8 protein-coding genes are annotated in these 16,636 nt (G+C 42.8%); 7 read left to right on the forward strand and 1 reads right to left on the reverse strand.

The genetic code is table 11. The annotated features are described in order from the left end of the window. Positions 1-36: 36 nt before the first annotated feature. Positions 37-3,102, reverse strand: a complete 3,066-nt coding sequence (locus BAA9072_RS07290; RefSeq protein ID WP_201714006.1) for an efflux RND transporter permease subunit — start codon at positions 3,100-3,102, stop codon at positions 37-39. A gap of 214 nt (positions 3,103-3,316) precedes the next feature. Between BAA9072_RS07290 and BAA9072_RS07295 the strand changes: the two genes are divergently transcribed. The 7 genes from BAA9072_RS07295 to BAA9072_RS07325 all read left to right on the forward strand — a co-directional run bounded on the left by BAA9072_RS07295 (position 3,317) and on the right by BAA9072_RS07325 (position 16,503). Continuing rightward, positions 3,317-4,195, forward strand: a complete 879-nt coding sequence (locus BAA9072_RS07295) for a TetR/AcrR family transcriptional regulator (RefSeq protein WP_201714007.1) — start codon at positions 3,317-3,319, stop codon at positions 4,193-4,195. Positions 4,196-4,351: 156 nt separating this feature from the next. Beyond that, entirely contained in the window at positions 4,352-11,908 is a 7,557-nt protein-coding gene (locus BAA9072_RS07300; RefSeq protein WP_201714008.1) for a carboxypeptidase regulatory-like domain-containing protein, read from the forward strand. Positions 11,909-12,284: 376 nt separating this feature from the next. Next, positions 12,285-12,935 (forward strand): ABC transporter permease, encoded by a 651-nt coding sequence (locus tag BAA9072_RS07305; protein ID WP_330999273.1) that lies wholly within the window; start codon positions 12,285-12,287, stop codon positions 12,933-12,935. A gap of 18 nt (positions 12,936-12,953) precedes the next feature. Then, a complete protein-coding gene (locus BAA9072_RS07310) occupies positions 12,954-13,946 on the forward strand; it encodes an ABC transporter ATP-binding protein (RefSeq protein WP_201714009.1) in 993 nt (330 codons plus the stop codon). 4 nt (positions 13,947-13,950) lie between these two features. After that, positions 13,951-14,688 (forward strand): ABC transporter permease, encoded by a 738-nt coding sequence (locus tag BAA9072_RS07315; protein ID WP_201714010.1) that lies wholly within the window; start codon positions 13,951-13,953, stop codon positions 14,686-14,688. An 18-nt stretch (positions 14,689-14,706) separates the two neighbouring features. Then, positions 14,707-15,612, forward strand: coding sequence for a glycine betaine ABC transporter substrate-binding protein (locus BAA9072_RS07320; RefSeq protein WP_201714011.1), 906 nt, complete (start codon positions 14,707-14,709; stop codon positions 15,610-15,612). A gap of 153 nt (positions 15,613-15,765) precedes the next feature. Continuing rightward, positions 15,766-16,503 (forward strand): glycosyltransferase family 2 protein, encoded by a 738-nt coding sequence (locus BAA9072_RS07325; protein ID WP_201714012.1) that lies wholly within the window; start codon positions 15,766-15,768, stop codon positions 16,501-16,503. Positions 16,504-16,636 lie beyond the last annotated feature (133 nt).

Below are 16,636 nucleotides of genomic sequence, written 5' to 3' on the forward strand. Positions count from 1 at the left end.
TAAATGAGGGGAGACAACGTCTCCCCTCAGGATATGTCAATTTTCTGCTTTAAGTTTTCTCCTTCTGAAGCGGTTAAAGACCAGGTACATCATCGGTACGATGATTAGTGTTAATACAGCTGAGAACATAATACCAGATATGATTGTAACAGCTAAAGGAGTGAATAAAGCATCACCGCTTACTGCGACTGGAATCAGTGCCACAATCGAGGTAAGGGCGGTGAGAAGGATCGGTCGAAGTCGTGTACGGCCAGATTCAACGACTGCATCTTTCACACTCATTCCACTTTTAAGCCCTTGTTCAATAAATTCAATTAACACGACCGAATTACGCACAACGATTCCGGTTAGAGAAACCATCCCCATTACTGCAAGGAAGCTGATCGGTGTTTGAGTGACGAACAATCCGAGAATCGCACCGGCAATCGCCAGGTACACAGCAACCAGGACCAGGAATGGCAGAGATAAAGAATTGAACTGAATGGCAATTAATAAATACACAAGGAAAATCACGATGGTAAACAAAATGGTGATCTCCGCAAAGAAATCATTTTGGGCTTCATTTTCCCCACCTAATGTAATGGAGTAGTTATTGTCACCAAGCGCTTCCTGTGCTTCTTTCACGATTTCCTGTACATTTTCTTTATAGTTCTCCTCGTCACCAGGGAAAGCACGTATTGTAATGGCACGTTCTCCATCCTTATGAGGTATGAGTTGAAGTTCTTCCTTCTTCTCAGGAGTCACCAGCTCATCAAGTGAAATCAGCTTAGGCGGTCCGGCAGGGTTTACCGCTTCAGCCGGAACTTCCAGGGAAGCAAGGTCGACTTCCTCATCAAAACCTTCTAAAAGGAGAGTCATATCACGTTTTGTGACACCATTATCGAATGCTTTCATTGGAATGCCTTCAGTAGCTATCCGAAGTTGTTGGCTAACATCATTAATGGTGATACCATTTTCTTCGAGTTTCTCACGATTCGGCTCGTATACGACCGAAGGTTCCATTTCACCTATATTGTCAACGACCAAATCGGTATTCAACGTATTTATTTCAGTTGTAATATTATCTCGAAGCTCAATTAATTTATTCATTTCAGGACCTGAAACGGTTACGGTTACAGGTGCTCCTGCGGGAGGACCTTGCTGTATGGTCTCCATGAAGATCTTTGCTTCAGGGTATTCTTTTCGTAATTTATCTGTCCATTCTTCGATCAACCCTTGGGCGGTCTGATTTTCACGATCGACTCTTGCCACTAATTGACCTGTATTTTGACCTGAGTTGGAAAGAGAACTATTGAATAGATTCGGTAGTCCTGTACCGGCAAAAACAGAAGTTTCATAGACTCCTTTATCTGATTTTAAACGTTGCTCTATTTCTTCGAGTGTGTTAGATGTTTCTTCAATCGGTGTACCAATTGGAAGCGTAACATCGACTGTAACTTCTTCACGATCGGCAGAAGGGAAGAATTCGAAAGGTGTCAGAGCAATCAAACCAAAAATAGCGGTCGTAAACACGAGACCAATGGCAGAAACGACGAACGGCCTCTTCGAAAACTTCTTCAAGAGAGTATCGGCATAAAAATCAGCAATCTTATTTAATGGCCTCCCTAACAGCCCTGGAGCATCGGAAACTTTTTTCTTCGTCTTACTATAAAGAAAGTATCTCATGATGGGGACGAAGATCAGAGCAACCAGTGTGGAAGCAATAATGGTTGTAATTAATACTGTCGGTAAAGCCCTGATGAACGCTCCATTTCCACCAGATAAGAATACTAGCGGAAGGAATGTGAACACAATAGCAAGAGAGGAAGTCACAATTGACACCCAAATCTCTTTCACACCTGTGATGGCACCAATAAGCGCACCGTCCCCTAGTTTATACCTGCGTTGGATATTGTCGTTCACAACGATAGAATCATCCACCAGAATACCGAGAGCGATGATGGCACCAATGACGGAAATCTGATTAAGGTCAACACTGGCAAATGGTAATGGAATCAGCCCCATTAACACTGAAATCGGTACAGCAAGTGCTACAACGAAAGCTCCGGAAACCGTCAGTCCAAGGGCGGTGGTAAGGATAACAGCAACTACTGAAATAGCAAGTGACTTAAATAACCCATCGAAAATGTTTGTTACGGTTGTTGCTTGAGAATAGTAAGGGACCAGTTCTACATCCGATGGAAGGGAGTCTGAAAGTTCATCGACTTTGTCACTCACTCTTTCATCGACCGTTGGGATGTCTTCACCGGGCTGTACAAAAGCAGTAAATGATATAGAAGGTTTCCCGTCGAATGTAACAATATCTTTGACTTCCTTTGGTGAAACATTCACATTTGCGATATCTCCAAGTAAAATCGTTTCCCCTTTTGGATTCTTGCCGACAAAGAGTTTCTTCATTTCATCCAGGCTGGAGAAATGATCCACGGATAGTTGTACAACCTCTTGGTCCACTTCCTGTTTTCCAAGAGGAGTGGGATAATATTCGTCATTTATGGCACCCAATACCGAGGAGGGATTGAGTCCCGAAGCTTTGAGTTCTTCCTTTTGTAATTCAACGATAATTTCTTCTTCAGGAAGACCTTTAACTGTCACACCTGAAATCCCGGATAAATCTTCGACTTCTTCCTTCCACCTGTTCACTTCGTCATCCATCTCAAGAAGTGATTCCTTTTTATCACTGATTAAGTGGTAAGATACGATAGGCATTTTTACGGTAGACTCTTTGACTTCAGGATCGAATACCTCTTCAGGGAAAGATGTTGATGCATCTGAAACAGCTTGCCGTACATCTCCGAACACTTCTTTTTTGTCTTCCCCGTCTTCAACCTCTACAATGATAGTAGAGAATCCTGATGCTGAAGAGGAATTGATCTCTTTTATACCACTAATTGACTGAAGGGAAGATTCAATGGGATTGGTAATAGTCCTTTCAACGGAATCAACAGTAGCACCGGGATATACAGTTGTAACCGTCCCGATATTGACACTGGTTTCCGGTATTTCCCTTTGGGGTAATTGTAGAAAGGTGAAAATTCCGATAATCACAAATAATAAAATGAATATCAGGACGATTTTCGAGCGATTTAAAATAGCTTTTAACATGAATGATTCCTCCTTTAATAACGTTTGACTTCCGGGTCAGGATTTCGTTTTTGTAAGTATTTAAACATTGATATAACAGTATATTTATTAGTTGACTCAATAGTCATTTTACCTAAAAAAATGATGTAGTCAAGAAATGATGTTCTTCTCTTTTTTACTGAGTATGGTTAAAATGAAGAAGAAATGTTTTTCTCCGGATATAGAGGTGTAGAAAATGGACAAACGAATCGCAATTCTCGAATCAGCAGTGGAACTTTTTGGAGCGCATGGTTTCAATCAAACGTCCATGCAGCAAATTGCCGAAAGTGTCGGTATATCAAAAGGGTCCCTTTACTCATTTTTTCAATCAAAGGAAGATTTGATCATATCGATTTATGAACACTATCAACAGCTCGTGTTTGAACGGGCATTCGTTGTAGGCTTGGAAGGAAACCTCCCTCCTATGGATCGGTTTGCCAAACAGTTTCAAGTACAATTTGAAGGGATATTGGAGTATAAATCCTATATGAAGATGCATATGAGAGGTGAGTCCGCTAAGAATAGCGAAAAGCTTTCGGCAATGGAGCACCGGATGAGAGGAAGGCTGTTCAGCTGGCTCGAACATAATCTGCTGGAGGTGTATGGTGATGAAATCAACCCATACAAATGGGATCTGATGTGGATGACCCAATCTATCTATTCATCATATATGATGTTGATGATTACACAGGATGACTCCCTCGAACCTGCAAGACTGGGAAAGCATTTAGTCAGGCAGATTTCTCTCCTGGCACATGATTTTCTAAGTGGAAATAGTTCTCCTTTATTGAATGATGACATGATGAAGCCGTTTGCTGTCAATATGGACAAGGAAGGAGCATTCATTTCATTTGAAAAAAGGGAGTATGCATGGAAGTCTCTGTATGAAAAGATCAACGACCTTGGTAAAGCTCAGGTGACGTATTTCATGAACATAGCGAATCGGATTTCAGAGGAATGCCGGAAATCAGATCCGGACGAGTTGGTCATCAAAGGATTATTCCGGTTGTTAATGGAGAATGAGGATGTAAGATTAGAAGCTGAAGAGTTAGAAAAGCAGCTCCTTCCTGGATAATTAGGGAAGGGGTTTTTGATGACATCCACCACCATGAAGGGGAATTTCTATTAATAAAATTTACCATTTCAGTAGTTTACTAGACGTTTGGTAAGACAAAATTCCTATCCTGTAAATAACATGATAAAGAAAATATCATTTAAAGGAGGGTTTTTTGTGGCATTTCCCAGTAATGCACAGTATACCCCAATGTTAGTAGGTGGAACACCATTATTCGATGTCTTAGGAGATGAGAGCCCCGTATCGACAGACATTGTAGGGAATTCTTCCTTTCCTGCAGGATTCTTCGCATACGACGGGACAAACGTTTATTTCCGCTTAAGGCTTAATGGGGACCCCCGGAATAATCAATTAACCGGATTCAGAAATTTCACATGGGGGGTTTTGATCAACACAACAGGCGTAGCAGGAACATACGACTGGTTGTTTAATGTGGATGGGTTAAATAATAGGGTGAACCTGATTCAAAACACGGTGAAATTTGTCAATTCGTGGAATGACCCTGCAGAAGGAACTGGAGGGGGGAACCCAAACTTCTCCCAGCCAATCACCAATTTCAACTTTGCCAGGGTAACGCCAGCAGATTCAAGCATCGGTGGAAATCAAAATTTCTTCCTTGATTGGTTTTTACCAGCAAGTACTGTTTTTTCTTTCTTAGGTATCAATGCCTCAACCGCTATTCGTGCAATATACTTTACTTCTGCCAATGCCAATAACTATAACAAAGATTCATTGAGGACGAGTGAGGGGTTTTCATTCTCCAACGCATTCACGGATCCCATCACTCCAAATCAGGCTGATATCAGGGCAAAACTCGCAACGAATAAAGTATTGAACTCAGGACCCCAAAGCGTTGTCCTCGGTCAGCAGGCGACTTGGACTGGTACTGTCTCTGTGACAAATACCGGCCTCTCCCAAGCCACCTCGGTATTTCTCGATGACATCATTGGGCCGGATCAAGTGAACTCGTTTGTAGTGAATACTACCTCGCAAGGTTTAACCACGTACAATCCAGCAGCTAAATTACTTACCTGGAACATCGGGAATCTGAATCCAGGTGCCGCCGCGACTTTAACATTCACTTTAAACGGTGCTTTTACGACTAGTGGTTCACGTAATTTAGACAGAGTACAGGCCACAGGGTTTGATTCTTCGTCAGGTAATGCCATTCAGTCTAATACGTCCGTCGTCAGCATTACCGTCCAACAGACAGCCACTATCAATGGAACCATAACCGATCAATCAACGGGACTTGTACTCCCGAATACAACAGTGTCTCTCCTTCAAGGGATGAGTACGATTGCAACTACACAATCGAACGCAAGTGGATTTTATACGTTTACGAGTGTAGTACCCGGGAACTATACCGTACAGGCTGCCAGAACGAACTATGTAACAGGAACAGCTAATGTATCAGCCACAGCAGGTACATCAATAAGCGCGAATATTGCTCTCGCTCCTCAACCTAGTACAATATCTGGCAATGTATCGAGTGGCGGCCCCATAAATAATGCAACCGTCCAGCTTTTGAATAATTCTGGTACTTTAGTTGATTCCACAGTCACAAACGCAGGAGGGAATTATTCCTTTTTCAATGTGATACCAGGTATATATAATGTGTCAGTCATGGCTTCAGGTTTCCAATCACAATTAAAATCTGTAACGACAGAACCAAATCAGGCATCCGTCGTTAATTTCACTCTGGTGGCAAACCCAGGCTCTATATCAGGTACTGTGCGTGATACAACCGATAACACCCCTATCCCTATTGCAAATGTAGAGTTGTTGGATACCAATGGCATACCCATCGCCAACACAACGACGAATGGAAGCGGCCAATATTCCTTTGATAATTTAGCCCCTGGAAATTATCAAGTGAGGTCATTTGCCACGAATTATAGTACAACGACGGTATCTGCAGCGGTCACTGCGGGGAATAATACGGTTACGAACATTTTCCTTGAACCTAATCCCGGCTTAATTCAAGGTACGGTAGTTGACGGTGCCACTTTGGGAGCCATAGCGGGAGCTTCAGTTCAAGCAGTAAATAGTCAAAATGTTATTGTGGCAAATACAACGACAAATGGAAGCGGTCAATATTCCTTCGATAGCCTTTTACCTGGATCATATTCGCTTATTTTCACAGCTGATGGGTATGGGACCCAAAACCTCGGTGCATTAGTCGTATCAAATACTACGACAACCGTCAATGTGTTCTTGTCGAGGCTTGCCGGGGCTCTGGTGGGTACTGTTCAGGATCTAAATGCTGTCCCGATTGCTGGTGCAACGGTTACAGTCTTCCAGAACAATATTCAAATTGGTTCAGTCATTACCGATGCTAATGGAAACTACATGGTGTCTGGATTGCCTTCTGGAAGCTATACCGTTGTCGTAAGTGCACCAAATTACACAACCGAAACCGTTGCGGCAGTTATTGAGATTGGTCAAACAACGACCGTTAATGTAACACTAAATGAAAACCCAGGTACCTTGACTGGATTTGTCAGGGACACAAACAATGACCCGATAGCAGGGGGAAGTGTAACGGTACAAATCAGTACAGGAGCTGGAATCATTGTAGCTACAACTGTAACAGCACCTGATGGTTCCTATACGGTACCAAATCTTGCACCGGGGAATTATACCGTAGTCGCAGCGGCTTCTAATTTTCAAGCAGCCGCCCAAGGTGTGACCATTGTATCCAACACAACGTCCATTGTGAACTTTAACCTCGCTGCTGACCCGGGTTCGATTTCAGGAATCGTCACCAATGCACAAACCGGGACACCGATCATCGGTGCAAACGTCCAGGTCAGAATTGTGGATTCAAGTGGCGCCGTCATTGCTACAGTTCTATCTAACGAGAATGGTCAATACGTAGTGAACGGGTTGGCTCCCGGAATCTACACCGTAGTGGTGTCTGCCCCGAATTATCAGACCAATGCGGCTACTGTTCAAGTTTCGTCAAATCAAACAATAGATGGCAGCATCGCTCTTCAACCTGATCCAGGGCAGATTACCGGAACGGTATTGGACAGCGCAGGAAGCAATCCAATCCCAGGGGCAAGTGTCAGTATTGTAAACAGTTCCGGTAACTTAATTACGACGGTGCTTACTGATTCCAACGGAGTCTTTATGGTGGTGGGGCTTGCACCGGATAACTATACAGTGAATGTATTTGCGAATAATTTTCAAAACGGGACGGTCGGGGCTCTTGTGACTTCCGGGCAGACCACACCTGTATCTGTTTCGTTGGATCCGAATCCAGGGTTCATCACAGGGACGGTCAGTCCAATCGTTCCAAATACGATTATCCAATTAAGGGATGTTAACAATGTATTGATCGATTCAGTTGTCTCCAATCAGGACGGTACGTTCTCCTTTAACAATTTGACACCAGGAACCTACACGATTTTAGCTGCAGCCCCGAACTATTCAACAGCGCAGGCAGGGGTTTCGGTCCTCGCAAACCAGACGTCAACAGTAGTACTGACTCTTGTTCCTAATCCTGGTACTGTATCAGGGATTGTAACTGATAATATCGGAAATCCGATTGTAAACGCAATCGTACAGATATTTGATCAAAATAATATTTTGATTGGATCCGGATTCACTGATTCATCTGGCCAATATATTGTCGGGAATCTTCCGAGTGGCTCATTCAATGTGGTCGTTAACTCTCCCGGCTTTGGTCAGGTGATCGCCGGAATAAACATCGGTGTCGGGCAAGATTTAACCGGTGTAAATATAATACTGATCCCTAACCCGGGCATCATCAATGGACAGATTATCAACCTCACAACAGGGGATCCTATTACCGGTGCAACCGTTGTTATTATTGATGGCGTCTCACAAATCCCTGTCGCAACCACGACGACTTCTACCTTTGGAAACTATTCGGTAAGTGGTTTAGCACCGGGTTCCTATATCGTTTCCGCTTCAAAACTAAATTTTACTACCGAGCAAACCGGAGCCATCGTCTTAAGTGACTCAGCTACGAGGGCTGACCTGGCACTGGGTGAGAATCCGGGTAACATTTCAGGGAATGTGGAAGATACAAATGGCAATCCAATTACGGGAAATGGAATCCAAATCTCCGTCTTTAATGAAAATAATGTGATAGTTGTAAGCTTCTTAGCGAATTCAGATGGAACATATACGGTTCCTTCACTTGCCCCAGGAACATACTTTGTTTCGGGGAATGCTCCTGGTTTCTCATCTTCTACTGTATCTGCTATTGTACTATCCAATCAAACTACCAACGTAACAAACGTTCTGGCTGCAAATCCCGTAATGTTAACGGTCCAAGTCCTGATTCAGAATACTGCAACTCCGATTGGCGGATCAACCGTCACGATCCGCCACCCAAATAACATTCCAATTGCAACAGGAATTACAGATGAAAACGGGTATGTAACCTTCTTCTCATTGCCGACAGGGACTCTTAATATCACAGCGGATGCCGAATCGTTTGGAACAGATACCAAATCGATTATTGGTGGACCCGGAGATATCCTTTTTGCTGAATTAAGCCTTGTTCCAAATCCTGGACAGATTCAGGGATTCATTTCAAATCTTGCAAATGGAGAAGCTATTTCAAATGCAGTCATCCAACTCTATGATTTAACAAATGTACTCGTACAAACCACAGTTTCCAATCAAAATGGGGAATATGCTTTTTCCGGTATTACAGAGGGAGTCTATACTGTTATTGCCAATGCAACTGATTTTGGTCCCGAGTCAGCGGGTGCCATCGTCACTTCCAACCAAACGAGCTTCCTTAGTTTTGCATTAAGTCCGAACCCGGGAATCGTCCAAGGTTTTGTAAGAAACTCAGTTACGCTGGATCCTATAGAAGGAGCCACTGTGGTAGTTAGGGAACTTTCAGGGTCGGGTCCGGTCATTTTTACTACCATTACAGATTCAGCTGGATTCTTTCAAACGACTACACTGTCCCCGCGAGTATATGTGTTAGTTGGAAGCAGCCCTGATTTTGGTTCGAACTCTGTTTCGGCAGAAGTAACGAATGGAGGAGTAACCAATGTCGAAATCCTCCTTACCCCAAATCCCGGTTCTCTGACAGGGACGGTAAGGGATGCACAGTCTATGCAACCATTAACTGACACTCTAGTCAGGGTCATCGATAACCAGGGAACAGTTGTTGCTTCAGTTCAAACAACAGTTGATGGAACATACCTTATCCAGGGTTTGGCTGAAGGGACCTATTCCGTTTCAGCCATTAACACAGGGTATCAGTCCCTTATTCAACAGGTAAATATTCTGCCAAATAGCACCACTTTGCTGGATTTCAATCTTCTCGCCAATCCCGCCACTCTCAGTGGAACTGTCATCGACGCAGTTTATCAGTCGCCCTTAACAGGTGTCATTGTCGAGGTGTATCTCGCTGGGACTGATATTCTGGTGAGGCGTGTCCTGACCGATGAAAATGGAGATTACTTGATCGAGGGATTACCTCAGGGAACGTTTGATGTAAAGGCTCAGCTTCAAAATTACGCAATCAGTGTCAATACAGTGTTTTTATCACCAGGGGAAAGTGAAGAGTTGAATATTGCACTTATTCCATTCCCAGCGACTGTTCAAGGGACGATAAGGGATGCTGTTACTCAGGGACCGGTTAGCGGTGCTCTTATAAAAGTGGTTATACCAAATACAGACATTGTCGTTGGAAGCATTATTACATCGAGTGACGGAACATATTCGATTGGTAATTTGCCAGCGGGAAGCTATAATGTGGTGATTTCAGCAGACGGTTATGCAACCGTAGTAATACCTGTCATCCTGGTGCCGAATGGGACAGAAACAGTTAACGCTGATCTTGTTTCAAATCCTGCCGGGATTTCTGGTTCCGTCTTTAATGCTCAGACAGCAGTAGGCATTCCGATGGCATTAGTGAGAGTTTTTAACTCTGACGGAGTGTTTATTACCAGTACCCTGACCGATGATAATGGGTTTTATGTGATTTCAGGTTTGGCTCAAGGTCAATACACCGTACTCGCAAGTGCAGACGGATTCGGAGATCAGATTGGAATAGTAACGTTATCACCAGGTGAAACGGCAAATCTTGATTTCAGCTTATCAAATCAAACGGCCACGCTAAGAGGAACTGTGCGTGATGATGGCAATAATCAGCCGATTCAATCAGCTCTTGTCCAAGTCTTTAGAATCGGAACAACTATCCCAATCGCTTCAGTTCTTACAAATGGTTTGGGTGAGTATGTATTGGAAGGTTTGGATCCGAGGGAGTACAGGGTTGTCTTCTCGGCAGATGGATATACGAGTGAAGTATTTAGAATATTCCTAATGAATGGTGAAATCCGGACGTTGAATGTTGATCTCGGTCGTCAACCGGCCACCATTAGGGGAAGGGTGACTGATGCGAATACAGGAGAACCCATTCAAAGTGCCGGCGTCATAACGGTCATTAGTGGGAGCGGTATTGTGGTTGCGTCAACACTTACAGATCAGGAAGGGAATTATATCTTAACGGGGCTTGCCCCTGGTGATTATAACGTAATCTTCTCTGCGGATGGTTACGTCAGACAGACCGTCATGATCACATTACGGCCAAATGAAACGGTTATTCTCAATGCGGCATTAGAATCAGATCCGGCTTCCCTGACGGGAAATGTGCGAGATGCTGATACCCTGTCTGCAATTGAGAATGCACTCATCCAGGTTTTCACGGCTGATGGAACACTTTTAGCAACAACACTTACAGACATGAACGGAAACTATACGATAACAGGCTTACCGGGAGGGAGTGTTGTTGTCATAGCCAGAGCAATAGGATACCAAAGTCAGTTACGGACGGTCACGGTTACTAGGGGAACCGCGACAACTCTCAACTTCATATTAGAAGACAATCCAGCAAGTGTCAGGGGAACCGTGACAGACATTCAAACAGGGCAACCCATTTCGCAAGTTCTTATACAAATCTTTCCTATCGGTTCAGAAGTGCCTATCCGTTCAACGCTATCAGATCCATTTGGATTCTATATCTTGACTGGCTTACCTCCGGGAACTTACGTCCTCAGATTCACCGCTTCAGGATATCCTGTTAAAGAGGTAACCATCGTTTTGCAGGAAGGAGAGATCCGCCAGTTGAATGTTCAATTGGGGGAAATCGCGCCTCCGCCGCCAGTGAAGCTGAGACCTGAATGTATAGCGGTTGAAAAAGTATATGATTGGGTCATCGCTACCCATAATGTAACACAGGGAGTCGGCTTAACTGCCGGCTGCAGAGAACTGGTGGATGAACTTCTTGCTAGAGGAGAGGGAATAAGTGTTCAGTGTCACCTCAAGCCTACTGTTGATCCAGGTTGTTCTCTCATTTCATTCGAAAGTGGGAACCCGGGCTTTGTTGAAATCCGTGGGGAAGCGACACTGCTTGTTACCATTCAATCACGAGTGAATGATGAAGCATGCACGATGGAAGTCCCGGTCTTTTTTGATAAAAGGGTTGCGATTTGCTTACCAGAAGGAATGGATGAGGGAAATGTAAACTGTTCAATCGTGGACATTAAATGTCGTGAGAAGGAAGGAAGTCTCACACGAGAGCAAGTACATGTCCAATTCAGTGCATGTGTGGAGATAGAGATACTTCACCCTGTTATTCTTGAAGTACTAGGAACATTTTGTACCCCAAGAACAGTTGTAAAACGGGCAGAAGAGGAAGACGATATGTGTTACTAATAAGTATGAGGTGTTCTCCCATGGAGAGCATCTCTCTTTAGTTGGAATACTTGGATTGAAAATATCACCTCGTTAATAAAAAAAGCGCTGTCATGCTCGAACTCAAAAGAATGTTTCGCTAATAATATAAAATGACCGCAGAAGTCCTGATATTAGGAAGACATACCCCCTAAGGAGTTCCAAATTGCCACCATCCTTGCATCTACATCCAATTCAAAGTTTAAGATGACATAATGTTTCAAAATGCGACAATAAGGGTATAAGAATGTTGGCGCATTTATACGGTAATACTAACTCCGTGGGTCGTCAGGATTATTCTAGATCCTGGACGGCTTTTGTTTTGACCAAAAATAATGAGATAAAGGAGGATATACCTTTGGAGAAATGGATGAAATTCCTCGAAGTCAATGCACCCCGGATTCTTGACCTCACGATAGAGCATGCAGTGCTCGTGGGACTTGCCATTATTGTAGCACTATTAATTGGGGTACCTTTGGGGATTTATTTAACGACTAATGATTATTTGGCGGAGACGGTTTTACAAATTGCCTCTGTCATGCTGACGATTCCGAGTATTGCCCTTTTTGGAGTGATGATTCCGATCTTTTCTATCATTAATCAGGGAATTGGATTTGTGCCAGCATTTGTAGCGTTGGTTCTCTATTCCCAACTTCCAATCATACGGAATACATATACAGCGATCCGGAATGTGAGTCCCCAAATGCGCGATGCAGCGAAGGGGGTTGGGATGAAGACCCATCAACGCCTTTTAAGAGTTGAGATCCCAAATGCCTTTCCGGTTATTATGGCGGGCATACGCACTGCTGTAGTCATGAATATAGGAATTGGAGTAATAGCGGCATACATAGGTGCTGGTGGACTTGGTGTTCTGATCACTCAGGGGATTTCCCGAGGCGACAACTACTTGATCATCAGTGGATCTGTTGCAGTGGCGATTCTGGCCATGATTGCCGACGCCATATTACTATGGATCCAAAAACGCTATACCCCGAAAAGCATTGCATAAAGTGAATGAGGTGAAGAAATGATTACGTTTGATCAAACTACTAAAACATACGAAGGTGGTGTGACGGCGGTTAAAGGTGTCGACTTTACCGTGGAAGAAGGTCACATCGTCGTATTACTTGGACCATCGGGTTGTGGAAAGACCACTTTATTACGGATGGTGAATCGACTGGAGTCGATAACTGATGGGAAAATCATTATCGATGGTCAGGATTCAATGGAATTAGATCAGATTGAACTGCGCAGGAAAATCGGCTACGTCATTCAAAGTAACGGTCTGTTTCCAAATATGACGATAGAAGAGAACGTCATGATTGTCCCTGACATGTTAGGTTGGGGGAAGAAGGAAAAGAAAGAGCGATTCAATAAGCTTATGGATATGATTGGACTAAGCGGGGATGACTTCGGTAAAAGATATCCTCACGAATTATCCGGTGGACAGCAGCAACGGATTGGTGTCATTCGTGCATTGGCCGCCGATCCTCCCGTTATGTTGATGGATGAGCCGTTTGGCGCATTGGATCCGATTATTCGTGAAAAAATTCAGGATGAATTCCTGCAGATTCAACGTGAAGTGAAGAAAACCATCTTGTTTGTAAGCCATGATATCGATGAGGCGATTAAGATGGCTGACAAGATTGTATTATTACGGGGAGGAGAAATCATGCAGTATGATACTCCCTCAGAGATGCTTGTCCGTCCTAAGAGTGACTTTGTGTATGAGTTCTTCGGGAAAGACCGAGCGATTAAGAGTCTCAGTCTGCATACGATATCCGATTTGGAGAATATCATAGGATTAGAAAATGTCGATGAAACGATTCTTGATACAAAAACAATCAATGTCCGCCATGATCTCAGAAATACATTGTCGATGCTTTTGAACCAGGAAGCTGATCAAGTGATTGTGACGGATGATCAAGGAAATAAATTAGGTGCGATAACCATCGATCTTGTTCAGAAGTATCTTCATTATGAAATCAAAGGAAAATCGAACTCGGTTCAGGAAGGATGATTAGGTGAATACCAAAAAGGTTGTCAGCAATATTGTTCGATTTGTGGTGTATGCATTGGTCATCCTGTTTTTTGCCTGGGCGATTAAAAATCAATATTTTGACTATATGTTCAGTCAATCCAAGACATTTCTCCATTTATTGAAACAGCATCTTCAGCTGGTATTAGTGTCATCTTTATTAGCCCTTGTCGTTGCGGTTCCTACAGGGATATTGATTACTCGAAAAAAGTTCAGGAGAGCAGAGTGGATTGTGTCGAATACAGTCAATTTTGGTCAAACCATTCCGAGTTTAGCCGTTCTTGCCCTGATGATCAGTATATTGGGTATCGGTTTCAAAACAGCTATATTCGCACTGTTTATTTATTCTCTTTTACCGATTTACCGAAATACGGTTGCAGGGATTGACTCGATTGATGAGAACCTGATAGATGCAGCGAGAGGAATGGGAATGAAGCCATATCAAATCCTTTTCCGCATTGAATTGCCAAATGCAGCATACTCGATCCTGGCAGGTATAAGAACAGCTGTGGTATTGAATATTGGAACAGCTGCTCTTGCTTATGTCGTGGGAGGGGGAGGATTGGGTGTCTGGATTTTTACAGGTATTCAATTGTTTGATAATGGTTACTTAATATCAGGAGCCATTCCGGTCACCATCCTTGCCATCCTTGTAGATTTACTTTTGAGACTGGTAGAACGGCTCGTCGTTCCTAAAGGGACCAAACAAACATTGGAAATGTAACAGCAGGAGGTGAGATTTATGAAACAAAAGCTAAAATGGGTTGGGATCATAACCCTTATACTAATGCTTTCCGCTTGTTCGAACGTGGGGATAGGCGGCAAGCAAATATCCGTTGGGGGCAAGAACTTTACCGAGCAATACTTGCTTTCCGAGATGACGGCATTTCTTCTTAAAGATAAGGGTTTTAAAGTCAAGCAAATGAACAATCTTGGAAGTACTGTCGTGAGGAAGGCGTTGGAAAACGAGCAAGTGGATATGATGTGGGAATATACGGGAACAGCCTTGATCACCTATATGGGGAAAGATCCGATGTCAGATCCACAGAAAACCTTTGAAAAAGTAAAAGAGCTGGATGCAAAAAGGGGAATTCATTGGATGAATATGTCCAATGTGAATAACACTTACGCACTTGCCATGAATAAGGATCAGGCAAAGGAACTGGGAATTGAAACAATCAGTGATTTGGCTGAATATGTCAATAGTCATCCCGGTGAATTAATGATGGCATCTGATGCTGAATTTGCCAATCGAGCTGATGGACTTCCGGGAGTGGAGGAAACGTATGGGTTCGAATTCGGTTCCGGACAGATCAAACAGATGGATCTTGGTCTGACTCAAAGGGCGTTAAATAATCGTCAGGTGGATGTATCGGTTGCCTTTGAGACGGATGCTACCATAGTGGACTATGACCTTATTACATTGAAGGATGACAAGAGTTTCTTCCCTCCTTACCGGGCAGCTGTCAGCATAAACAAAGAGGTATATAAAAAGTATCCTGAAATAAAGAAAATCACTGCAAAATTATCTGAAAAGCTTAATAGTGATATAATGCGCGAACTGAATTACAAAGTGGATATCGAAGGAAATAGCGTATCCGTTGTTGCGCATGATTGGCTGGTGGAAAACGACTTAATAAAAGAATAACCTGTTATGCGGGAGGACTAAATCATATTATGGTTTAGTCCTTTATCTATTTGAAATGACTTATTATAGCTCATTCGTCTAAGCAGAAAATGGGGAAATGAATAATCTGTAATAAACATGTCCTGTTCAAGGCTGCATTGGAGGAATGAATAAATGAAACCGACTGTATCTATCGTAATCCCTTTTTATAATTGTCCATATGTCGATCAGGCGATTCGAAGTGCATTGAATCAAACGTATTCTCGTATCGAGGTCATTGTTGTGGATGATGGTTCAACAGAAGAGCTTGGAAAATTAACTCGTTTCATGGATCGGATTACGTATATCAGGAAAGAGAACGGTGGGACAGCAACTGCTTTAAATGAAGGAATCAAACGATCGAGTGGAGAATACATTGCATGGCTAAGTTCAGATGATCATTTTGATGAGCGAAAGGTAGAAGAGCAATTGGATTTTATGCTAAGGAGAGGAGCCAAGGCGAGTTTTCATAATTATGATTATGTTAATAAGGATAATGAAGTATTACTTCCATTCGTTGGGAAAAGGATTACTAGTGCAGAAGAAATTTACCTGACAATAATGAACGTTAATCCTATCAACGGGTGTTCGGTCATGATTCATAAGGATGTGTTCAAAGATGTAGGTTATTTCAGTCCAAATCTAAAATTCACTCAAGATTATGAAATGTGGTGCCGCATGCTCATTAATGGCTACGTCATGTATTATTTGGATGAAGTATTATTGAAATATCGATCACATTCTGAATCCGGAACGAGTAAGCACCCTGACAAAATGAAAAAGGAAGTCTTCGTCATAAAGCATCACTATCATTCTAAGATTCATCAATATGCACTCCAACATTCAGCTCTGTTAAAAAGCATCAAATTCTAAATTATAGCAGTATCATAAGTATATGATTTGTTTCCAAAATCCCTTAAATTACTTTGTTAAGTTTCTTAAGTAACCGATCATACAATCGTATTATTTGACATATGACACCGTGTCACATAAAGTGGACAATGTT

It is taken from the genome of Rossellomorea arthrocnemi (assembly GCF_904424705.1).
In the GTDB taxonomy this organism is placed as follows: domain Bacteria; phylum Bacillota; class Bacilli; order Bacillales; family Bacillaceae_B; genus Rossellomorea; species Rossellomorea arthrocnemi.